At 34.8% G+C, this 23,161-nt stretch carries 21 protein-coding genes; 9 read left to right on the top strand and 12 right to left on the bottom strand.

All coding sequences use genetic code 11. The annotated features are described in order from the left end of the window. The first annotated feature begins 156 nt into the window (after positions 1-156). The 3 genes from QLS97_RS02865 to QLS97_RS02855 all read left to right on the top strand — a co-directional run bounded on the left by QLS97_RS02865 (position 157) and on the right by QLS97_RS02855 (position 3,198). Positions 157-1,029, top strand: a complete 873-nt coding sequence (locus tag QLS97_RS02865; protein WP_282714164.1) for an aldo/keto reductase — start codon at positions 157-159, stop codon at positions 1,027-1,029. A 50-nt stretch (positions 1,030-1,079) separates the two neighbouring features. After that, positions 1,080-1,832 carry an SDR family NAD(P)-dependent oxidoreductase gene (locus QLS97_RS02860; RefSeq protein WP_282714163.1) on the top strand — a complete coding sequence of 251 codons (753 nt, stop codon included), beginning with the start codon at positions 1,080-1,082 and terminating at the stop codon, positions 1,830-1,832. A 226-nt stretch (positions 1,833-2,058) separates the two neighbouring features. After that, positions 2,059-3,198, top strand: a complete 1,140-nt coding sequence (locus tag QLS97_RS02855) for an ATP-binding protein (RefSeq protein ID WP_282714162.1) — start codon at positions 2,059-2,061, stop codon at positions 3,196-3,198. A gap of 20 nt (positions 3,199-3,218) precedes the next feature. On the opposite strand, the gene QLS97_RS02850 is transcribed toward QLS97_RS02855, so the two are convergent. Next, complete coding sequence (locus tag QLS97_RS02850) at positions 3,219-3,995, bottom strand: alpha/beta fold hydrolase (protein ID WP_282714161.1); 777 nt, start codon at positions 3,993-3,995, stop codon at positions 3,219-3,221. A 421-nt stretch (positions 3,996-4,416) separates the two neighbouring features. On the opposite strand from QLS97_RS02850, the gene QLS97_RS02845 reads away from it, so the two are divergent. Together QLS97_RS02845 and QLS97_RS02840 are read left to right on the top strand one after the other, a co-directional pair. Then, on the top strand, positions 4,417-5,142 hold the full coding sequence (locus QLS97_RS02845) for a metallophosphoesterase family protein (protein ID WP_282714160.1): 726 nt from the start codon (positions 4,417-4,419) through the stop codon (positions 5,140-5,142). A 43-nt stretch (positions 5,143-5,185) separates the two neighbouring features. Continuing rightward, positions 5,186-5,683 (top strand): DUF6646 family protein, encoded by a 498-nt coding sequence (locus QLS97_RS02840; RefSeq protein WP_282714159.1) that lies wholly within the window; start codon positions 5,186-5,188, stop codon positions 5,681-5,683. Between the two features lie 157 nt (positions 5,684-5,840). Here the strand turns inward: QLS97_RS02840 and QLS97_RS02835 are convergent, their stop codons facing one another. The 5 genes from QLS97_RS02835 to QLS97_RS02815 form a co-directional block, all read right to left on the bottom strand. Further along, positions 5,841-6,500: a hypothetical protein gene (locus QLS97_RS02835; protein WP_282714158.1), complete on the bottom strand. Its 660-nt coding sequence runs from the start codon at positions 6,498-6,500 to the stop codon at positions 5,841-5,843. Next, a complete protein-coding gene (locus tag QLS97_RS02830; protein ID WP_282714157.1) occupies positions 6,497-7,579 on the bottom strand; it encodes a HipA domain-containing protein in 1,083 nt (360 codons plus the stop codon). Before QLS97_RS02830 ends, QLS97_RS02835 begins: the two co-directional genes overlap by 4 nt. Before the next feature lie 86 nt (positions 7,580-7,665). Continuing rightward, positions 7,666-9,213 (bottom strand): L-piperidine-6-carboxylate dehydrogenase, encoded by a 1,548-nt coding sequence (amaB, locus tag QLS97_RS02825; RefSeq protein WP_282714156.1) that lies wholly within the window; start codon positions 9,211-9,213, stop codon positions 7,666-7,668. A gap of 205 nt (positions 9,214-9,418) precedes the next feature. Continuing rightward, a complete protein-coding gene (locus QLS97_RS02820; protein WP_282714155.1) occupies positions 9,419-9,958 on the bottom strand; it encodes a 3-hydroxyanthranilate 3,4-dioxygenase in 540 nt (179 codons plus the stop codon). Positions 9,959-9,998: 40 nt separating this feature from the next. Then, entirely contained in the window at positions 9,999-11,108 is a 1,110-nt protein-coding gene (locus QLS97_RS02815) for an endonuclease/exonuclease/phosphatase family protein (RefSeq protein WP_282714154.1), read from the bottom strand. A 269-nt stretch (positions 11,109-11,377) separates the two neighbouring features. Between QLS97_RS02815 and QLS97_RS02810 the strand changes: the two genes are divergently transcribed. The 3 genes from QLS97_RS02810 to QLS97_RS02800 all read left to right on the top strand — a co-directional run bounded on the left by QLS97_RS02810 (position 11,378) and on the right by QLS97_RS02800 (position 13,476). Continuing rightward, a complete protein-coding gene (locus QLS97_RS02810; protein ID WP_282715529.1) occupies positions 11,378-12,274 on the top strand; it encodes a S66 peptidase family protein in 897 nt (298 codons plus the stop codon). 68 nt (positions 12,275-12,342) lie between these two features. Beyond that, positions 12,343-12,702, top strand: coding sequence for a YraN family protein (locus QLS97_RS02805; protein ID WP_282714153.1), 360 nt, complete (start codon positions 12,343-12,345; stop codon positions 12,700-12,702). A 117-nt stretch (positions 12,703-12,819) separates the two neighbouring features. Continuing rightward, positions 12,820-13,476 (top strand): aspartate kinase, encoded by a 657-nt coding sequence (locus tag QLS97_RS02800; RefSeq protein ID WP_099714067.1) that lies wholly within the window; start codon positions 12,820-12,822, stop codon positions 13,474-13,476. A 129-nt stretch (positions 13,477-13,605) separates the two neighbouring features. Here the strand turns inward: QLS97_RS02800 and QLS97_RS02795 are convergent, their stop codons facing one another. The 5 genes from QLS97_RS02795 to QLS97_RS02775 all read right to left on the bottom strand — a co-directional run bounded on the left by QLS97_RS02795 (position 13,606) and on the right by QLS97_RS02775 (position 19,907). After that, positions 13,606-14,373, bottom strand: coding sequence for an SDR family NAD(P)-dependent oxidoreductase (locus QLS97_RS02795; RefSeq protein ID WP_282714152.1), 768 nt, complete (start codon positions 14,371-14,373; stop codon positions 13,606-13,608). 101 nt (positions 14,374-14,474) lie between these two features. Next, on the bottom strand, positions 14,475-15,404 hold the full coding sequence (locus tag QLS97_RS02790) for a helix-turn-helix domain-containing protein (RefSeq protein WP_282714151.1): 930 nt from the start codon (positions 15,402-15,404) through the stop codon (positions 14,475-14,477). 86 nt (positions 15,405-15,490) lie between these two features. Continuing rightward, positions 15,491-15,850 carry a bleomycin resistance protein gene (locus QLS97_RS02785; RefSeq protein WP_282714150.1) on the bottom strand — a complete coding sequence of 120 codons (360 nt, stop codon included), beginning with the start codon at positions 15,848-15,850 and terminating at the stop codon, positions 15,491-15,493. 93 nt (positions 15,851-15,943) lie between these two features. Continuing rightward, positions 15,944-19,309: a transcription-repair coupling factor gene (gene mfd / locus QLS97_RS02780; protein ID WP_282714149.1), complete on the bottom strand. Its 3,366-nt coding sequence runs from the start codon at positions 19,307-19,309 to the stop codon at positions 15,944-15,946. Further along, positions 19,302-19,907 carry a hypothetical protein gene (locus QLS97_RS02775; RefSeq protein WP_282714148.1) on the bottom strand — a complete coding sequence of 202 codons (606 nt, stop codon included), beginning with the start codon at positions 19,905-19,907 and terminating at the stop codon, positions 19,302-19,304. The genes mfd and QLS97_RS02775 overlap by 8 nt, the downstream gene beginning before the upstream one ends. A 312-nt stretch (positions 19,908-20,219) precedes the next feature. Between QLS97_RS02775 and QLS97_RS02770 the strand changes: the two genes are divergently transcribed. Further along, a complete protein-coding gene (locus QLS97_RS02770; RefSeq protein ID WP_282714147.1) occupies positions 20,220-21,158 on the top strand; it encodes an L-threonine 3-dehydrogenase in 939 nt (312 codons plus the stop codon). A 75-nt stretch (positions 21,159-21,233) separates the two neighbouring features. Here the strand turns inward: QLS97_RS02770 and QLS97_RS02765 are convergent, their stop codons facing one another. After that, the gene (locus QLS97_RS02765) at positions 21,234-23,108 is read right to left on the bottom strand and encodes a M1 family metallopeptidase (RefSeq protein ID WP_282714146.1); all 1,875 of its coding nucleotides are present in this window, start codon (positions 23,106-23,108) and stop codon (positions 21,234-21,236) included. Positions 23,109-23,161: the final 53 nt, after the last annotated feature.

Raw genomic sequence — 23,161 nt, 5'->3', positions numbered from 1 at the left:
TTTTTTTTTAGAAGTAAGATGTTAAAAAATGGTTAAAACTTCGACAAAAGCCCTAAATTTAAGGACGAATTATGATACAATTTTTATATTTTTAAGAACTTTGAAAAATATACTTTGAAATAGCAGAATTATGAATTTCAATAAAAAATAAAAACCATGAATAAAACAAAATTATCACCTATTGTAGCAGGTGTCATGAATTGGGGAATTTGGGATAAAAATCTCAATACCAAAGAAATGGAAAACATGATTAATGTATGCTTGGAAAACAAAATTACTACATTCGATCATGCCGATATATATGGTGATTATACCACCGAATCTGATTTTGGAAAAGCCTTTGCTTCGAGTAAAATTGCTAGAGAAAAAATGCAATTAATATCCAAATGTGGCATCCAAATGGTGACGGAAAATCGCATCAACACCATAAAACATTATGAATATTCCAAAGATTATATTATCTGGTCTGTTGAAAACTCCTTAAAAAATCTACACACTGATTATCTGGATGTTCTTTTACTACACAGACCCAGCCCATTAATGCAGGCAGATGAAATTGCCGAAGCAGTTTTGAAATTAAAATCAGAAGGAAAAATTAAAGATTTTGGTCTTTCTAATTTTACTTCCACACAAACCGAATTGATTCGCCAAAAAACAGAAGTTTTGTACAATCAAGTGCAATTTTCGGCAACGAGTTTCGAACCTATGGTCGACGGAAGTTTTGATTATATGCAAGCCAATACCATTCGTCCGATGTCTTGGAATCCGCTGGGATCCGTTTTTAGAGAAGACAATCCACAAACCAGACGTTTAAAAAAATTACTGGCGACCTTAGTTTCAAAATACCATTTGGGTTCTGATACGATTTTGCTTTCCTGGATTTTAAAACATCCCGCACAAGTAATTCCAATTGCCGGAACAGTAAACGTGGCCCGAATCCAATCGCTTATGAAAGCTGTCGATTTAGAATTAGACAAAGAAGATTGGTTTGCTATTTGGGCAGCAAGCATGGGAAATAATGTAGCCTAGAATTAGTGTTCAGTACAGCAACTTTAGAATCTAAAATAGAAAAAAAACTCATGACTAAAACAGCCTTAGTGACTGGAGCAACCAGCGGAATTGGTAAAGCAACAGCACAAATATTAGCTAAAAACAATTATAAAATTATTCTTTGCGGACGCCGTGAAGACCGGTTAATCGCTCTTGAAAAAGAGCTTTCAGCACTTACGGAAGTACACACTTTGTCCTTTGATGTTCGGGATAAAAAAGCGGTTTTTAAAAGTATCAATTCCATACCGGAAGCTTTTTCTACAATCGATGTTTTGATTAATAATGCCGGAAATGCGCATGGTTTAGACCCCATTCAAAACGGGGATTTAGACGATTGGGACGCCATGATTGACATCAATGTCAAAGGGCTTTTATATGTTTCAAAAGCCATAATTCCGCAAATGATTGAACGAAAATCAGGTCATATTATCAACATTGGTTCCATTGCCGGAAAAGAAGTCTATCCAAACGGAAACGTCTATTGTGCCTCCAAACATGCCGTTGACGCCTTGAACCATGCCATGCGAATGGATTTGAACCCTTATGGAATTCGGGTGGGTGCTATTCATCCCGGTGCAGTAGAAACAGAATTTAGCGAAGTGCGTTTTAAAGGTGATGCAGACAGAGCCGCCAATGTTTACAAAGGTTTTGAGCCATTACATCCAGAAGATATAGCTGATATTATTCACTTTGTAGTTTCCAGACCGTATCATGTAAATATTGCCGATTTGATGGTATTACCAACAGCACAAGCCGCTGCTACTATTTTAAAAAGAGATTGATTATTGTTAATAAAACCTTCGAATATGGCGAATTATAATTCTATTAGAAATAAGAAATTTAACGGGTAAAAAAATCAACCGCTAATTCGCAGATTTTTATATTAATTAGAAAATCTGCGAATTAGCGGTGGTTTATTAAAAAGCTCTGATAGAAAAGCATCAAAATATGATTAATAAATAAGCCTTAACAACAATAAAAAATAGAAATAAATAATAATCAATACCGATGATCAACAAACGCATTCTTATCAAGAACCTGCTCGCTCACAATGATGAGAGCAGTTTTTATGACAAAAAGCGTCAGTTGAATTTGCATACACGGGAAGGAAAAGCAAAGTTTCTCAAACACATTTGCGCGCTCTCCAATTCGAATCCTACAAACAATTCCTATATCGTCGTGGGTGTTGAAGATCAAGATAATACTATTGTTGGGGATGACTTTTTTGACGACAGCCGGATTCAGAATTTAGTGAATGCCTATCTGGAAAATCCTCCGAAAATTCAGTACGAAAATGTGCCATTTCCAAATTTGCCAAAAGATAAAGTTATCGGACTGGTAACAGTCAAGCCAAAAAGCAAAACTTCCCATTTCAAAAAAGGAATTCACACGATTCCTGCCAACAGTATTTTTATTCGGCGAGGCAGCAACACAATGCCCATTGAAGGCGAAATCGAAAAGAATTATCAGAACACGGAAACCGTAATTGGCATCGAAAACAACTCCCGAAACAGCATTGAATACACACTCGATGGCGTGATTGATTTCATGAATTTTCGCCACAAGGATATGGCGCCAAAGTATAAAGTATTCAAAGAATTATTTGTGATTTGCTGGGCAGGAATTGCTAAAAAATCCCGTGATAAAACCTATTTATCACGTGTCGACATTGAATTGATCAACGAACAAATTAAGCTTTTTTATTCGGCTCAGGATGTGGTCGAAATCACTTTCGATGAAGATACTTTTACCATTATTGAATATGTTCCTTTGGGCTTAAATGACAAAACAAGCTATTATCCTTTAGAAAAACAAACAATTCATTTTCATGATAATGGTTATTATAAAATAGAAAGAGAGATACTTTTTCAGCCACCGGAATTCAATAAAAAAATGTTGTTTCATATTTACAATGCCAATATTGCTTTGTTAAAAAAACTCCAAAAAGGACTTTCGTTATCCGAGCGAGAACACAAAGATTTAGAGAATTTACCTTCCACTTTTATGATTTGTTACCTCAACGGTTTTGAAGAAGCCAAACAAAAATTGATTGATGCCAAAGTGCTTTTAAAACCTTTCAACCAAGTATATTTATCATTTAAAGAAGCGTTACGGATTTTGAGAAAGATGAAATATGATGTGCAGTAACTACAATTATTTTATAGATTTCATTCGCTAAGAAAACCCAATACATAGGTGTTAATTTCTCTTTTTTGTCTTTTATTTCCTCTGTCATTCATGTCATTGTGGATGGTATTCGGGAGTTTAATGATTTTTATCCCGAACTTTTTCTGCGCTTCAACAGTAGGCAAAACTCCCTCATCAGCAGGCTGATCATTGGAACGAAGCGAGTAAATTTTAGGCTGGGAAGTTCTAGGCAATTCCATTCTGCGATTGTCTAACGAAATTATTTTATCAACTGTGTTTGGGTATTTATGAGCAAACAAAACTGCCATATCACCTCCATTAGAATGTCCAATTAGGTTTACATGATTGAAATCTAATTCTGGTTTTATTTTTTTTAATTCATTGAGAACAAATAGAATATTCTCTGCTCCTCTTTCCCAATTTGATCGTCGTACCACTTGAGGAATTCCTGTCAAAGGCAATAAATCATCGGTTGGTAATTCATGCTGAATACTTATTACAAAATAACCTTTGGACGCTAATTTTTTTGTTAAGTATGAATACGATTTGTTTGCGCCCGGTTTATTTTCTCCATATCCATGACTGATGATTACCAATTGTTGATTTCTGATTTTATCGTTTACAATTGGGGAATAAAACGCAACCGGAATTAATCTGTTTCTGGAACTGTCCAACCAACTGGCACTATCTGTTTTGACCTCAAATTCTAGATTATTGACCTTGGTAATTGTGGCGTTTTTATTAGAATTACAACTTAACAAAAAGAAACAAAACAGTATTTGCAAATATATTTTCATATGGATTTTAAGCATTTATCTGATTGAAAAAATAATTTTGAAAAGAAAGTATCGATTTATAATTCTAAAACAAAGCCAACAATTCTTTTAAAACCTGACAGATCATTTTAGCCAAAAGTAACGATAACGCTAGAAGTGCACTCATTTTCGAGAGATTTATTTTTTTGTAAAGCTAATCTTAAAAAATAAAAAAAACCATCACCAAAAACAGTGATATTTTCTACCTGATTAAAACCGAATTCCAAAGAAATTCCTATCCTAATTTTCACAAAAATTACAATCTTTAAAATACCGTTCCTTTTAATTTATTTAAAAAAATAAGTTAAAGTAGCATACTTCATCAGTCTTTTACTTATTTTTATGACTTGAAAATAGCACTGTCTTTCTGGCTGTTTTTACACTAATAAAGAACATTCAGTACATGAGAACACTTGTTATAGGCGATATCCACGGTGGTTTGCGAGCATTACACCAAATTATGGAGAGAGCCAACGTTACTAAAAACGACACCTTGATTTTTCTGGGAGATTATGTTGATGGCTGGAGCCAATCTCCTCAGGTACTCGATTTTATAATTGATTTAAAAACCAAACAGAACTGTGTTTGCATTCGCGGGAATCATGATGACTTATTGCTGGAATGGCTTGACGAAAGTAAAGACAATCTGTTGTGGTACAAACATGGCGGAGAAGCGACTGTTTTGGCCTACGAATCCGTTAAGGCAGAAACGAAGCAAAAACATATCGAATTCTTGAAATCATTAGAAAATTTTTATCTGGACGAGCAACTTCGTCTATTTGTTCATGCTGGTTTTACCAATATGAATGGTGTTGATTTTGAATATTTTCCAGGGCTTTTCTATTGGGATAGAACCTTATGGGAAACGGCTTTGGCATTGGACAAGACTATGAAAACTGATGATATTTTCTACCCAAAACGCTTTACATTATACAACGAAATTTATATTGGTCATACGCCTGTAACCCGAATAGGCGAAACAACCCCGATACAAAAAGCAAATGTTTGGAATGTGGATACCGGCGCAGCTTTCAAAGGACCATTAACGATTATGGATGTTGATACCAAAGAATTCTGGCAAAGCGAACCTTTGACCCGATTGTATTTTGACGAAAAGGGAAGAAATTAGATTTTATTGAGCTAGTTTTGCACCCACTTAAAAAATTAAAAGTATGAAAAAGATTACTACATTAGTATTGCTATTGACAGTTGGTTTGATCAATGCACAAGCTTTCAAAGGAAAAGGAGATGTTAAATTTGATGTTGGAGGTAACTTTCAAAACGGAGGATCTGGAATTCGTGTTTCTTCTGATTTTGGAGTTGGAGAAAACATGTCATTCGGATTTGTGACTTCTTATTTGTTATCCGTTTCTAATGATGATTTAGGAAACAAACCTGATTTTGGAGACAGAGTGGATATTAAAGGACGATTCAATGCAAACTTGGGAAATGTTTTTCAATTTGATCCAAAAATGGATGTTTACCCAGGATTGGATTTAGGTTTAAGAAATTTTGGTGCACATTTAGGATTCCGTTATTTCTTTACGGAAGGTTTTGGTATTTTCTCCGAAGCTGGAATTCCTATAGCCAGTTATAAAACAGATGCTGTAGGTTTTGATAAATTGAACAATCAATTTACGTTTAATATTGGCGCTTCTTTCAATTTGTAGAAACATTATTCACAAAGTTAACGAAGCAATTTTTAATAAAAAAAGGCAATTTGAAATATTCAAATTGCCTTTTTAGTTTATTATAATTTGTTCTACAAATCAAATCTTATTCCTTGTGCCAATTGCAAACTTGTAGTATAGTTGATGATAATATAGATCAAAGACTTGCTTTAACAAAAATTCGTTTTAATACGCCATTTTTTTCAGTTCCTTGAACAATTAAAGCAAACTGCTTACTTGTTTTATGGAATACACTACAGTGAATTAGTTTAATACGTCCAAGATATAAATCTTCTTTGAAGATTTTTACAGCTTTATTATCGTATTGATTATTCGGTTCTAATTCATATCTTAAATCATCTCCAATAGAAACTTTGTCTGAAGGTATTTGACTTTCTAATAAATTAGTTATTTCAGTAACAAAGGATAAATTTTCTACAGGGTTAAAATGAGCCAAAAACTCAAAATTATCTGTCGGCAATAGTCCTTGGGTAAAAGCTAACATATAATATTTATCTTCTCTTTTACTTAAATCAATATTCCAAAAATCATAAAAATCATGTAAATCAGGTCTCTCACTGCGCATTAATCTTTGACCAAAAATTTCAATTACATTTTCCGTATAAATTTTATCTTTACTTGTATCTGGAAAACCTTCATAATGTACAAAACCTAACTTCTTGGCTTCTTCAACTCCATCCTGATTATATTGAAAGCGAATTCCTTCCGAGGCACTTTTTTTAATAGTACCAACAGAAATTCTTCTACTGCCTTTACCTGGTCTCCAGATAAGGTGTATGTTTCCTATTGCTTTCATAAATATTGGATTAATTTTTCAATGCGCAAAGTTACCAATTTAAACATCAATTGTTTTCTAGTTTCCGATAATTTAAAGTTAATTAAATACGTTGGAATATTTATATCAATATTCTCAATTATCTCTTTTATTGCATCGGAGTTATATTTCTCATTAACTCTACCAATAAACCTTTTCGTTTCAGTTGGGTAGTGTTCTAACAACAGTTCTATAAGTTCAAAATGCTTTCTTTTTTTAGCATTCCCTTCCCAATGAATCTCAGATTCACCTTTTCTTACATATGCTTCTATCATTTGAGAATCGTCAAGCATTTTTATAACTCTATCATCTAAATGTTCTCTTCCAAGACAACAACCGCTATCATAAATTGGGGCTAATTGATGCTTAACTTCGAATTTTACAATAAAATTTGGGTTATTTATTACACTTTCAGATTTGATATTTTCATCAGTAAAAAACTTTCGAGTTAATCTTCTTATTTTTCTATAGAAACTTCGCTCTTCTACTTTAGAAATAATTTCTTTTTCAAGTTTTTTTTCATGTATTATTTTATGTCTTGTTATTATACCCCAATTCTCTTGGTGCCTATCTGAATTTCCAATGATACTATCGAAGACAATAATTTCTACAATATTTTTGATATATTCATCTAAAGAAAAACTTTTTAAAGCATTACAAATAAATTGAAAAGTATAGTCCTTTTTATCTATATCTGGATTATATTGGGCATTAAATCCCGTTAAATAAGTTTTTCCTTCTGTCAATTTATTTTTAGCACCAAAAACCATGGATTTTGAAAGACATCCGATTTTTTGTTTGTGTTTACTATCATAAGCAATGTTATAATCTAACATTGGAAAACCTAAAAATTGACCAATTTTAGAAGAAATAATTTCAGACCAAAATTCTGTTGGATAGCGAATTTCTCCTTGAGGTGTTTCTTTTGATCCTTTAAAAAAATACTCTTCATTTGTGTCGGGGTGCAAAGCAATATATTTACTTCGAGTACCTCCAGTACTATAATGAACATTTTTATGCCAACCTGAAATATCTGTAAATGTTGCTCCTAAATTGGCCATTAATAGTTTTTTTGTCTAATTTATAAAAAAACGCTTTATCTAAATAAGACAAAGCGTTTAAATATAAATTTATTGTTATCTAATTACTACAAATCAAATTTGATTCCTTGTGCCAATGGCAATTGGGTTCCGTAATTGATGGTATTGGTTTGTCTTCTCATATAAGCTTTCCAAGCATCAGAACCAGATTCACGTCCGCCACCGGTTTCTTTTTCACCACCAAAAGCACCACCAATTTCTGCTCCGGAAGTACCAATATTTACGTTGGCAATTCCACAATCAGAACCCGATTGCGAAAGGAACAATTCCATTTCTCTCATGCTGTTTGTAAAAATAGAAGAAGAAAGTCCTTGTGGAACCCCGTTTTGCAATGCAATCGCTTCTTCAATTGTGCTGTATTTCATTACATATAAAATAGGGGCAAAAGTTTCTGTTTGAACGATGTCAAAATGATTCTCAGCTTCAATGATACATGGTCTTACATAACAACCACTTTCATATCCTTCGCCTTCAACCAATCCGCCTTCAACGATGATTTTTCCACCTTCTTTTTTGGCACTTTCAATCGCATCCAAATAATCCTGAACAGCTCCTTTATCGATAAGCGGCCCAACGTGATTATTTTCGTCTAATGGATTTCCAATTTGCAATTGACCATACGCGTTTTTCAATACGCTGATGGTTTTGTCATACACACTTTCGTGAATGATTAAACGTCTGGTCGATGTGCAACGTTGTCCTGCTGTTCCTACCGCTCCAAAAACGGCTCCAACCAATACCATACTGATATCAGCATGTTCCGAAACGATAATCGCATTGTTTCCTCCTAATTCAAGTATGGTATTTCCAAAACGTTCTGCTACGGTTTTTGATACGTGACGTCCTATTCTAGTTGATCCTGTAAAAGAAACCAACGAAATTCTTTTGTCATTATTGATTAAATCTCCTGATTCGTTTCCTGTTACTAAACAACTAACGCCTTCGGGAACGTTATTTCTTTTTAAAACTGTTTTAATAATATTTTGACAAGCCACTCCACATAAAGGTACTTTTGAACTTGGTTTCCAAATCGCAACATCACCACAAACCCAAGCAATCATTGCGTTCCAACTCCAAACTGCTACCGGAAAGTTAAACGCCGAAATGATTCCAACTGTTCCTATTGGATGGTATTGCTCATACATTCTGTGCAAAGGCCTTTCAGAGTGCATGGTTAATCCGTACAATTGACGGGATAAACCCACCGCAAAATCACAGATATCAATCATTTCCTGCACTTCACCATATCCTTCTTGAAGACTTTTCCCCATTTCATAAGAAACCAATTTTCCAAGAGGCTCTTTGAATTTTCTTAATTCATCTCCCATCTGACGAACGATATCACCTCTTTTAGGAGCTGGAACCATACGCCATTCTAAAAACGCTTCAGAAGCTTGTTGCATCGCTTTTTCATAATCTTCTTTAGAAGACGTTTTTACTTTTCCAATTAAAGTCCCATCTGCTGGCGAATAACTTTCGATGATTTTTCCGTTGGCAAAATTAGCTGCTCCAGTTGATGTTCCTTCATTTATCTCCTCAATCCCTAATTGCTTAAGGGCTTCTTTGATTCCGAATTGATCTGCTATTGTTATCATTGTAACTTTTTTATTAAAAATTGTTATATTTTTTTACAAATATATTGATTTAACGTGAAAAACTAAACATTGCTACTTTATATTTTACGCTTTTTAGCCCCGATAGAAGTGGCATCCTTTTGTGTCTCGTTTTTTTTACGAGACCACAAAAGATAGAACGTATAGCGGGATTAGCTCCTGATACTGAAATAAATTCAGCATTAAATTATTTTTTTGCAATAAATCTAGGGTCGGTTTCCATAATGGTTCCACATTTTTCGCAGGTTCTCAAATGTTCTGAATTATAGAAATGTTCAAAATGAGGCAAGAAATCTTTCTCAATATTATGCAGTTCAAAATAGACTTCGTGCAGTTTATGATTGCAATTATCGCAAAACCACAATAAACCATCTGTATATCCTTTTCCAACTCTTTTTCGTTCGATGACAAGTCCTATAGAACCTTCGGAACGCACAGGAGAATGGGGAATTTTAGCAGGATGAAGGTACATATCACCGGCATGCAATTCCATTTCCTTACGCTCGCCATCTTCTTGAATAATAACTTTGATGGAGCCTTCAAGTTGGTAAAACAACTCTTCGGTTTCATTGTAATGATAGTCTTTTCGGGCGTTTGGACCCGCAACAATCATAACGATATAATCACCGGATTCCCTGTATAAGTTTCTATTGCCAACAGGCGGTTTGAGCAGATGACGGTTTTCGTCAATCCATTTATTGAGGTTGAAAGGTTTTGCAATTGCCATGATTTTTATTTTAAATGTAAAGTTATGAAATAATAAATCGTTATTTTTTTTCCTTAATCAAATAAATATACACTGGAAAATGGTCGCTAAACCCTATTTCGGTGTTAGAATGTCGCAACGGATACCCTTTATATTGTCCGCTGGTTTGTATCAAAAATGACTTATTATAAATTCCTGCTTTCCAATATCGAAAGCTCGAATAATCCGATTGTAATAAGGTTTCGGAAACAATTATTTGGTCAAAAACATCCCATGCATCCCGAAATGCGATGGTTCCAAATCCTTTTTTGGCCATTTCTTCGAATGGATTGTAAATCCCAAAAGGAAGTACTTCTGCCTTTTTGGCTTTGGCGCCAAGCCCAATTTTGACACTTTTATTATACGGACCGTCATTTAAATCGCCCAAAGTAATCACTTTTGCATTTGGATTTATGCGTTGCAAAGAGTCTATTATTTTTCGGTTTAATGCTCCGGCGGCTTCCCGAAACGGACTTGATTTTTTCTCTCCGCCAGAACGAGATGGCCAATGATTGACAATAATATTGATTTCTTCGCCGTCCAAAAATCCGGTTACCAACAATTGATCTCGTGTATAAACCCGATAATTTTTGGTGCTTATTTGCAATTCATCATCTGTTTTTTCTTCGAAACTGGCTTTGGAACTTTCATTCGTATTTCCGCTTTCTTTATAAATGTATAACGGAATATTGCTGTAACTCGTGGGTTGAAATTTCTTTTTTTGATACAACAGCGCCACATCAATTCCTCTTTTGTCAGGCGAATCAAAATGGATGATGCCGTAGTCTTTCTCGATTAATTTGGGTTGCTTGACTAAATCTTCTAAAACGCCTCTATTTTCTATTTCACAACCGCCAATAAATGTGGGTGAATCGGTATTTTCAGCTGAACCAATTTCAGATAAAACGCGGGCTAAATTCCCCAATTTCTTTTCGTATTTATCAAATGTCCAGCGTTGCAAACCTGTTGGCGTCCATTCTTCATCAAAAGTATCTGGATCATTTATGGTGTCAAAAAGGTTTTCGAAATTATAAAACGCAACGGTATGAATGACATATTTTTTCTGTTGTGCAGTAGATTTTACTATTGGAAAAAATAAAAAAAGAATAGGAATCCAGTGCGTAATTCTCATAAGTATCATTTATTACCAGTCGTTGATTAGATTCCTTTTTTGAATCTGGTTATTGTAAAAATAGTCATTTGAGCGTGAACTTAAAATTATTTTCTAATTGTCTATCTTTGTTTTTGTCTTACAAAGACTCCAGGATTTCAAATATTTTAGAAAAACAATAAAACATGAATGCAAACCGATTTACTTTTACACTACGCCATCCTGTTTTATATAAATTTCTATTCCTTATTTTTGTTTTACAATCTTTCAACAGTCAAGCCCAATACAAAATGATTACACCACCAAGTTTACAAAAAGGAGATACCGTAGCAATTTTGGCAACAGCCAGAAAAAATATAGATGACAACCTGAAACCCGCTATCGACTTGTTGCACAGTTGGGGACTGGAAGTTGTCATTGGCAGCACCATAGGTTTAGACAACGATCAATTAGCCGGAACTGACGAACAACGCGCTGCCGATTTTCAGCAGCAACTGGACAATCCAAATATAAAAGCCATTTGGTGCGTAAAAGGCGGATATGGAACCGTGCGAATGATTGATTTATTGGATTTTACTGCGTTCGAGAAAAATCCGAAATGGATTGTTGGATTCAGTGATGTGACCGTTTTGCACAATCATTTGAATACAATGGGTTACAAATCCATTCACGGAATCATGCCGATAACCGCTCCTAGAGCTACTCCAGAGGCTATCGAGACCATGCGAATTGCTTTATTTGGCGAAAAACTGTCTTACGAAATAGATACTTTCTTAATGAACAGACCCGGAAAAGCTACCGGAGAATTAGTGGGTGGAAATTTATCCATTCTATACAGCTTATTTGGTTCACCATCCGCGATTGATTGTTCTAATAAAATCTTGTTTATAGAAGATTTAGATGAATATTTGTATCATATTGACCGCATGATGATGAATTTAAAACGAAATGGTTGTCTGGAAAGCATCAAAGGAATTGTTGTGGGTTCCATGACAAAAATGAAGGATAATGATATTCCATGGGGGAAAAACGCCATAGAAATTATCGAGGATGTTACCAAAACATACAATATTCCTATCTTATATAATTTTCCTGCTGGTCATATTCAAGACAATAGAGCCTTAATTTTAGGAAACACTGTGACTATCAATGTCAATGAAAAATGCAGTACGCTGGTTTTTGAATAAAGGCAATTTTATTTTTGATTGCAGAAGTTTAAAAACTTGAAACCTTAAACTTAAAACAAAATTTTTCAATGGCGGAACACAACGAACTAGGGAAACTTGGAGAAGAAATGGCGGTCGAATTTCTAAGGAAAGACGGCTACACTATTTTAGAAACCAATTGGACGTTTCAAAAAGCCGAAATAGATATTCTCGCCCAAAAAGAAAATATACTTGCTGTGATCGAAGTCAAAACACGTTCCTCTCTGGAATTTGGTTTGCCACAAGATTTTGTAAAACCAAAAAAAATCCAACTTCTTGTGAAAGCCGTTGACGCATTTGTAAACGAAAGAAATTTAGATATTGATGTCCGTTTTGACATAATAGCGATCCATAAAGAAGGTAAATCTTTTGTAATTGAGCACCTTATCGATGCTTTTTTTCATTTTTAATTGATTTTTTTATTGTTATATTTGTAACAAATTGTTTTTTTATTTACATTTGCCATGTTTTTAACACACAACCTAACTAAACTTACAAATCTAACTAACTAAAAAAACTTAGAAATTATGAAAACTGTTTCTTCTATTGTAGAAAATTACATCAAAACAAAGCCTTTCTTGTTGAATGCATTATCACTTGGAATTATTAATTTAACGTCATTATCCAGAAATATAATGACCGAATTAGAAAGTGAATTTGGGAAAGAAGTAAAACAAGGCGCTGTTGTAATGGCTTTAAAAAGATTAACAGAAGAATTAGACTTCAGGTTAAATCATAAGATCAACAAAGTCATTAAAAATATTGGGGAAATCACCGTTCGCTCTGCTTTGACTGATTATACTTATGCTGCATCAGAAACCGTATTAAACAAGCAAGCTGACTTAATTACTGACATCAATGCTTTTCCGGATATTTTTTACACTTCTTCCAGAGGAGTAAATGAAACTAATATTGTGGTAAGCAATAGCATCAATCACTTAGTTGACAAGCATTTTGCCAATGAGAAATTGATTCAAAAACTAGACAATCTAGCTTCGATTACGGTAAAATTACCTAAAGAAAATATTGTCGTTCCTGGGATTTACTATTTCATTTTTCAACGTTTGGCTTGGGAAGGAATTATCATCAATGAAGTAATTTCGACTTCTAATGAGTTCACCATATTAGTGAGCGAAGAACAAGTGGATGTGGCTTTCAAAGTAATTAAGGATCTAAAAAATTAATAAAAAACTTCATTATAATTAAAAAGCTTCCAGACTATTCTAGACTGGAAGCTTTTTTTTAATCATATTGAATTGCGTTTTTATTATAAAAATTTAATTTTTTTTACATCTAAAAAGGCAATTTAAAAACTACAAATTCGTTCCTCCCGAAACTTCTAAGCGTTGTCCATTTACCCATTTAGCATCGTCTGTACACAAAAAGGCCACAACGCTTCCAATATCATCGGGCAAACCTACTCTTCCTAAAGCCGTTAACGAAGCAATCAATTGGTTTAACTGTTCGTTATCCCGAACTGCACCGCCACCAAAATCGGTTTCTATAGCACCCGGAGCCACTATATTAACTCTGATTTTTCTTTCGCCCAATTCTTTCGCTTGGTATTTAGTCAAGGTTTCCATCGCTCCTTTCATACTCGCATAAGTTGAATATCCCGGAAATGAAAAACGGGTCAACCCTGACGAAATATTTACAATTCCACCTCCATCATTCATTACCTCTAAAGCTTTTTGAGTCAGAAAAAAGGGTCCTTTGAATTGAATATTAACCAAATCATCAAATTGAGCTGTAGTAGTTGTCGCAAAACTTTCGTGAAGACCAACGCCCGCATTATTGATTAAAAAATCAATTTTATCAGCACCGAAAGTACTTTTTAAAGCATTTGAAACATTTTGAAAAAACAAATCAAAACTACTCATATCAGCAACATTCAATTGAATGGCTACTGCTTTTTGTCCCAGTTTTTCGATTTCGGATACAACATCATCCGCTTCGTCTTTTTTACTGTTGTACGTTAGGATTACATCAAGCCCTTTTTTGGCAAGATTCAAAGCCATATCTTTTCCTAATCCGCGGCTTCCTCCGGTGACTAATGCTATTTTATTGTTCTTGATCTCCATGTTTATTATTGTTTTAAATTAATACCACAAAATTAATTCCGATATAAAGCTTGCCAATTGTAAATATCAATCCAGAGTTTGCAAAATTCAAATTAATCTCTTTATACTCGAAAAGCGATAGGTGTCAACGTTGTTTGTTTTTTGAAAAAATTAGAAAAATGTGCCAACTCTTCAAAACCGAGTGAATACGCGATTTCCGAAATATTCCAATCGGTTTCTTTTAAAAGAATCTTGGCTTCATGTATTAATCGGTCACTGATTAACTCAGTAGTCGTTTTACCTGTATTCTCTTTTAAAACTTTATTCAAATGATTGACATGAATGGACAATCGAGCGGCAAAATCTTTGGCAGATTTCAATTCCAACCGTTGACGAGGCGACTCTATCGGGAATTGTCTTTCGAGTAATTCCACAAATAAGGAAGAAACTCTGGCTGCCGAATTGTGTTTTGAATATAAGGCAGTTACAGGTTGTAGTTTCTGTCCAAAGTGTATTAACTCCGCCACATAATTCCGAATCAAATCGTATTTATACACATAATCAGAATTGATTTCTTTATGTATCTTTTTGAATATCAAATCAATTTCTATTGCATCCTCATCAGAAAGCTCAAAAACAGGATCGCCATCTGATTTAAAAATAGGAAGCTCGTCAAGTACAATTCCGCTTTTATCTTTTGTTAAAAACTCGCTCGTAAAAACACAAAAATTTCCAGATTGCTGCGTGTCTTGTGGTACATAATGATATGGGATTTTGGGCGTAGCAAATAAAAGAGCATTCTTTTCAATGTCAATTATTTTATCTGCATATTCAGCTCTGTTTTTTCCTCGTATCAAGCTTATTTTATAATACGCTCTCCGGTCATAAGTCATAAATGACTTATCCTTTAGCCTTTCATAAAGTTCTTTGATACTAAAAACATTGAAATGACCAATTTCTTTTTGGATACCTTTTGGCAATAATGTGCTCGGATCTGTAACAGAGTCTCCAGAGATTTCCTGGTAAAACTCGTCTATTGATTTTAATTTCATTGCGAATGAATTTGTAAAAATCAAATATACAAATTAAAACTAAAGCTTAGAATCTTTAAAAGGTTAAACGCTTTCGCCAAAATAATTTAGTATATACTCTGCCCGAAAGTCAGCAGATTGTTGTCTGGATCAAGTACCGAAAATTCTTTTTGCCCCCAAGGTTTGATCTCTAAAGGTCCATTTGGATGGATACTTGTTTTTTTTTTCAATAATGATTGGTACAATTTGTCAATATCGTCCGTTCTGATATAAACTTGTCCGTAATTTTCTTTTGGATCAAGTTCTTTAAATTCAAAAAAATGAATTTGAATACTGTCTTTTTGCACCATAAGGTAGCCCTCAAAATCAGCACTGCCATATTCCTCAAAACCCAATTCGTTCAAATAGTAATCTCGCGTAATCGCTTTGTTACGCATCGGCAATTTGGGATTAATGTCTGTAAGCATATTTATTCCAATTTAATTTGTTCAATGCAAGCCAAATTTAAAAATAACTCTTCCCGTTTAATCTCAATCACTATCAAATTGAATATTTATTTTCTATTTTCCCAACATCTCCATCAATTCCAAAGCAGTTCTGGTATTTTTTACATTGTCAAAAGTCAACAAAAGTCGTAATCCTGCTGGCGTTTGTTTTTCTTTCATTTTACAAATAGAACTATGCGTTTGCACAAATTGTAGTACCTGATGAAAACGATTCGATTGATAATAATCAGATTGTTGATCCGAAATGAAATACCCAATCATCTTGCCTTGTTTCATCACTAATTTTTCGATTCCAATTCGGGTTGCAATCCATTTGATTCGAATACTATTCATTAATGCTTTCGCACGAGGCGGCATTGGACCAAAACGGTCAATCAATTTATTTTGAAAAATAATGAGTTCTTCTTCGTTTTTTACAGCGCCTAATTCATTGTACAAACTCAATCGTTCCGAAACATTATTGATGTATTCATCCGAAAACAACAACTCAAAATCAGTGTCGATTTGCAAGTCTTTTACATATTCTTTGGTTTCCAAATTGTTTTCCTCCGGATACAAATCCTTGAATTCATTTTCTTTCAATTCGTCAATGGCCTCGTTCATGATTTTTTGGTACGTATCAAAACCAATTTCATTGATGAAACCACTTTGTTCTCCTCCCAATAAATCTCCGGCACCGCGAATCTCTAAATCTTTCATGGCAATATTGAATCCGCTTCCCAATTCGCTGAATTGTTCCAAAGCTTGGATTCGTTTTCTGGCATCATCCGTCATTGCAGAATATGGCGGACAAATAAAATAACAAAACGCTTTCTTGTTGCTACGTCCTACTCGACCGCGCATTTGATGCAAATCAGACAATCCAAAATTATTAGCATTATTGATAAAAATCGTATTAGCATTGGGAACGTCCAATCCACTTTCGATAATGGTTGTTGCCACCAAAACATCAAATTCTCCGTTCATAAAAGCCAGCATCAATTCTTCCAGTTTTCTTCCTTCCATCTGGCCGTGACCGATTCCCACTTTGGCATTTGGCACCAAACGCTGAATCATTCCGGCGACTTCCTTGATATTTTCTATTCTATTATTGATAAAGAAAACCTGTCCGTTTCGCTGAATTTCATACGAAATCGCATCCCGAATCAACTCTTCACTAAAGCCGACTACATTCGTCTCAATAGGATAACGATTAGGTGGAGGTGTTGTAATCACTGATAAATCGCGCGCGGCCATCAATGAAAATTGCAAGGTTCTCGGAATTGGCGTTGCTGTCAAAGTTAGCGTATCGACATTCGCTGCAATGGTTTTGAGCTTGTCTTTTACGTTGACACCAAATTTTTGCTCCTCATCCACAATCAACAATCCTAAATCTTTGAAAACTACATTTTTATTAACCAATTGGTGTGTTCCAATCACAATATCGAGTTTTCCTTCAGCTAATAATTTTAGCGTTTCCGCTTTTTGTTTGGCCGTTCTAAAACGGTTTAAATAGCCAACAGAAACCGGCATATCTTTCAATCGTTCCGTAAAAGTTCTGTAATGTTGGTATGCCAAAATCGTCGTAGGAACCAATATCGCAACTTGTTTGCTATTATCCACTGCTTTGAAAGCCGCACGAATGGCAACTTCCGTTTTACCAAAACCTACATCTCCACAAACCAAGCGATCCATCGGACGGTCGCTTTCCATATCGGCTTTTACTTCTGCCGTCGATTTGGTTTGGTCCGGCGTATCTTCGTAAATAAAGGAACTTTCCAGTTCGTTTTGCAAATAACTATCAGGCGCAAACTGGAATCCTTTTTCGAGTCTTCTTTTAGCATACAACTGAATCAAATTGAATGCAATATGTTTGACCCGTGCCTTGGTTTTTTGTTTTAAAATCTTCCAAGCATTCGAACCCAATTTGTAAATTTTGGGTGGTGTTCCGTCTTTTCCGTTGTATTTAGAAATTTTGTGCAGCGAATGAATACTCACATACACAATATCATTATCGGCATACACAAGCTTGATCGCTTCTTGTGTTTTTCCTTCGACTTGTATTTTTTGCAATCCTCCAAAACGTCCAATTCCATGATCGATGTGCGTAACATAATCGCCTACAGAAAGTGTCGTCAGTTCTTTTAAAGTGATATTCTGTTTTTTCGAATAGCCATTTTTGATGCTGAATTTATGGTAGCGTTCAAAAATCTGATGGTCGGTGTAACAAGTAATTTGATTTTCCTCGTCAATAAATCCTTGGTACAAAGGCAAAACAACGGTGTGGTATTGCTTGCGGATATTCTCAGAATTCGCTTCGTCCAACGTTTCAAAAATATCATGAAATCGTTTGGCTTGGGCATCATTGGAACAAAACAAATAATTTTTGTAACCATTAAAATGATTTTCATTCAGATTATTCAATAACAAATCAAATTGTTTGTTGAACGACGGTTGCGGCTGAATGTGAAATTCAAATTTTTTGGTGGTTCTAAAAATAGGTTTCGAACTCAATTCTACAATGGAGAAATCCAACGCTCTTTTTATAAATTCGGTTTGATTCAAGAACAATTGTTCTGGAGATGACCGTTTTATTTCCTGCGACAATTTTGCGAAAGCTTCTTCGGCTTTGCCAAATTGTTTGTCTAATTGCGATAAAAAATCTTCGGTATTCTGGAGAAAAATTACCGTTTTCTCTGAGATATAATCCAAGAAACTTTCTCGGTTTTCCTGAAAAACTTTGTTTTCCACATTTGGGATTATGGTAATCTTTTTTTGCGTTTCAATAGACAATTGGGTCGCAACATCAAACGTACGAATGCTCTCCACTTCGTCTCCAAAAAACTCTATTCGGTACGGATTATCATTCGAAAATGAAAATACATCTACGATTCCTCCACGAACCGAAAACTCTCCTGGTTCAGTAATGAAATCGACTCTTTTAAATTCGTATTCGAATAAAACTTCGTTGATAAAGTCGATGGAAATCTTGTCGCCAACAGCAACTTTCAAGGTGTTTTTATCCAATTCTTTTCGAGTTACCACTTTCTCGAATAAAGCTTCTGGATAGGTGACAATAACGGCCGGTTTTTTACGGGAATTGATTCGGTTTAGCACTTCGGCGCGAAGCAAAACATTGGCATTATCGGTTTCTTCAATTTGGTACGGACGACGGTAGGAACCGGGATAAAAGAGCACATCTTGTTCCCCAATCATTTGTTCTAAATCATTCAAATAATACGCCGCTTCCTCTTTATTGTTTAGAACAATCAAAAAAGGAAGTTCAGATTTCTTGAAAATCGATCGGATGACAAACGAAAGTGCGGAACCCAAAAGCCCCGAAAGGTGTATTTTGGCTTGGTCGTTTTCCAATAAACGAGCAACTATTTGCTGGGTTTTTGGCGAAGTATCGTAGGTATTGTATAAGGCTGTTTTACTCAACGCGTGGCAGATTTGGGTCTATGATTGGTGTATTAGGAATGGCTCTTGTGGTATCCATCATTTTCAATAAATCAGATTCTCCTTCTTCAAGCGGAATTCTACTTTTCTCCACAATTTTGTCCATCTGTCTTTGTAACGAAACCAATTCCAAGTTGATTTCTGACACTAATAATGTCACTTTTTTATCAGGAATATTATCCAAATGAATGAATAAATCCAACAATCGAACTTTAGTAATTAAAGTCGAAAGCCTACTTTTTATTTGAGGTTTGTTGTATTCATAAGGAATATTATCGTCCAAAGCCATTACTTTTTTAGAAAGTGCTTTTGATTTTTGCTGAAAAGCTCCAATGGATTTTTTAGGTTTTTGAGCTAATTCTGCCAAAAAAATGCGCCATTCGTTCCAAGATGCGATACTTTTTTCAGAGGCTTCCGTTACAGGTGTATCATAAAAAACCCAACCTTTTTCTATGTTTTTGAAAATGACTTCTCTTTTTTGCATCTCTTTTTTATTTTCGGCAATGCGTTTTTCATTGTCATTTTTACAGGACAAGAAAAGAAAAACCAAAGAAAAGAAAACCGCTATTTTATATTTCATGTGTGGTTATTTATCGTTTTTTAATGGCTTCATGCAATTCACATCCTGTCTTAATTTTGTAAACTAGAACCAGTTATGCTCCTTTAAAAATCTCCATTAATTAAGGTACAAAGTTACAAAGTAAATTTACAATTACGAATTACAGCATCGGAATAACAATCTAATATTCCTGAAGCTGTTTTTATGTTTAAAAAAACATAAATTAAGAAATAAAGCTCCTTTTTAAATGCTATTTTAAGAAATCTACACCCTTTTTCATCAAAATTATGTTATTTACGAAAACGTTATCTTTGTTTTTCAAAACAGACAAAAATGAGTACTAAAATATTGATTATTGGAGCTTGCGGACAAATTGGAACGGAGCTTACCCAAAAGCTGCGAAAAATATACGGAACAGACAATGTAATTGCTTCTGACATCCGAAAGTTAAATATTGATGTTGTCAACTCCGGTCCATTTGAAGTGGTGAACGCTTTAGATTTCAATCAAATTGAACATTTGGTAGAATTGCACCAAATTGACGAAGTGTATTTGATGGCGGCATTATTATCGGCTACAGCCGAGAAAAACCCGGCATTTGCTTGGGACTTAAATATGAATTCGTTGTTTCACGTTTTGAATTTGGCGAAAGCCGGAAAAATAAAAAAAATATTCTGGCCTTCGAGTATTGCCGTTTTTGGACCAACAACTCCTAAAGAAAACACACTACAATACACTATAATGGAGCCTTCAACGGTTTACGGAATCAGTAAACAAGCGGGCGAAAGATGGTGTGAATACTACCATAATATTTTTGGTGTAGATGTACGAAGCATCCGTTATCCAGGTTTAATTAGCTGGTCATCGCCTCCTGGTGGCGGAACTACGGATTATGCGGTGGATATTTTTCACAAAGCACTTTCCGATAAAACATACGAATGCTTTTTATCCTCAGAAACTAAAATGCCGATGATGTATATGGACGATGCCATTGCTGCGACCATTCAAATTATGCAAGCGCCGGTAGAGCAAATAAAAATTCATTCTTCATATAATCTAGCTGCAATGAGCTTTACGCCAACGGAGATTGCTGCCGAAATCAAGAAACACATTCCTGAATTTACCGTTACTTACAAACCAGATTTCCGTCAAAAAATTGCTGACAGCTGGCCAGCAAGTATTGATGACGCTCAAGCCAGAAAGGACTGGGGATGGAAACATGAGTTTGATTTGGAAACGATGACTAAAGATATGCTAGAGCATTTGAAATAATTTCCTTAAAAAATAAAACCATAAAAAAAAGTCTAGTTCAAGAACTAGACTTTTTTTATGGAGTTTAGATAAATTTTACTTTATCTCGTATGTGTTATTTTCCATTTTCAAATCGGCCATTAATCCACTTGGATCAATCGTTATTTTCTTGATAGAAGCTTTCGATTTAGCAATATTGAATTCAAACGTTGGATACGCCCAAGCCCAATCATTCAAAACCGTTCTTTTTACTGCAGGATTTGGGTTTTCTTTTTCAAAACTCATCATGCGCAACGGGATGTAGAAACTTTCTGTTGTTCCGTCCGTATATTCCACTGTCAAATCTATTGGCATTGGCATTCTTCCAATTCTTTCTAAAGTAACCGTTGTTTTATCCGCATTTTCCTTTACTTCTTTGATACCATAATCAATAGTATTGGTAGTTTCAGTCCAATCCACTAAATACCAATCCAGATTTGCTCCAGAAACTCTTTCGGCAGATCTTTTGATATCATTTGGCGTAGGATGTTTGAATTTGAAATCGCTGTAATATTTTTTCAACGTTTTAAATAGATTTTCTTTACCTATTAAGTATATCAATTGTGCTAAGAAAATTTCACCTTTACTGTAGGAAGTAACGCTGTAGACTCTGTTTTCATCAAAACGATCCGCATGAGTTCCTTGTGGCAATTCTTTTCCTGAATTTACCATTGCAAAATACCCTTTATATGCTGCTGCAAATGGGTTTTCTACTTTTTTATCGGCAATTTCATTCAGTCCAAAATCTTCCAGAAATGAGGTAAATCCTTCATCCATCCATCCGTGTTTTGATTCATTGGAAGCCAAAATATGTTGGAACCAAGAATGCGCCATTTCATGTGCAGTTACTCCAAGCAATCCATCAAACGTACCTTGACCTAAAATCAACGTACACATGGCATATTCCATTCCGCCATCGCCACCTTGAATCACAGAATATTGTTTGTATGGATAATCTCCAACCGTTTTGTTGTAAATTTCCATCAACTGAACCGTTTTTGGTTGCAGGTTTTTCCAGTTTTGAATGTATTTTGGATTGTTTTTATACAAAAAATGTAAGTCAACACCATTAGGTCCTTTTACTACATCGTGAATGTAATCCTTATCTGCAGCCCAAGTAAAATCATGAACCATTGGCGCATTAAAATGCCAAGTCAATGTTTTTGTTTTCTTTGGGACAGACACAACAACACCTTGGTCTTGATAACCATGACCTATTTCGTTTTTGTTTTGCAAATAACCGGTACCTCCTAAAACGTAATCTTTATCAATAGTAATATTCACGTCAAAATTTCCCCAAACGCCATGAAATTCTCTGGCGATATAAGGATCAGCATGCCAACCTTCAAAATCAAATTCGGCTAGTTTTGGATACCATTGCGCCATTGATAATTCGACACCTTCGGCATTATTTCTACCGGAACGACGAATCTGAATGGGAACCTGACCGTCAAAATCTAATGTGAATGTAGTTTTTGAATTGGGTAGTATTGGTTTAGCCAAAGTCACTTCAAGAATAGTTCCAATCTCTTTTGCACTAGCAACTACTCCGTCTTGCTTGAAATTAGAAATTCGCAAGTAACCAATTTCATTTGGTTTCAAATTTTTAATGCGGCTTTCTTTTACTTCTTTATCACCAACTTTTACTTTCGTGACCATTCTGCCGTCTGGATCTTTGATGCTTTGGATTCTGGCATCCATTTCGCTTCCGGGCTGAAAGGCATTATTAAATAGGTGATAATATACTTTTCTCAAAGTATCAGGAGAATTATTGGTGTAAACCAATTCCTGTTTTCCTTTGTATTGGTATGTTTTTACATCCATGGAAACATCCATTTTGTAATCGACATGCTGCTGCCAATACGTACCGTTTTGAGCCAAAAGACTACCAAAACTTAAGGATAAAATAGAAACTAAAAGTAATTTTTTCATGTAGGTTAAAATAAAAATGGAAGGGCAAATTGCCCTTCCAAGTAATGGATTCT

It is taken from the genome of Flavobacterium yafengii (genome assembly GCF_030010375.1).
GTDB classification, from domain to species: domain Bacteria; phylum Bacteroidota; class Bacteroidia; order Flavobacteriales; family Flavobacteriaceae; genus Flavobacterium; species Flavobacterium yafengii.
This window is presented reverse-complemented; position numbering and strand designations above follow the sequence as displayed.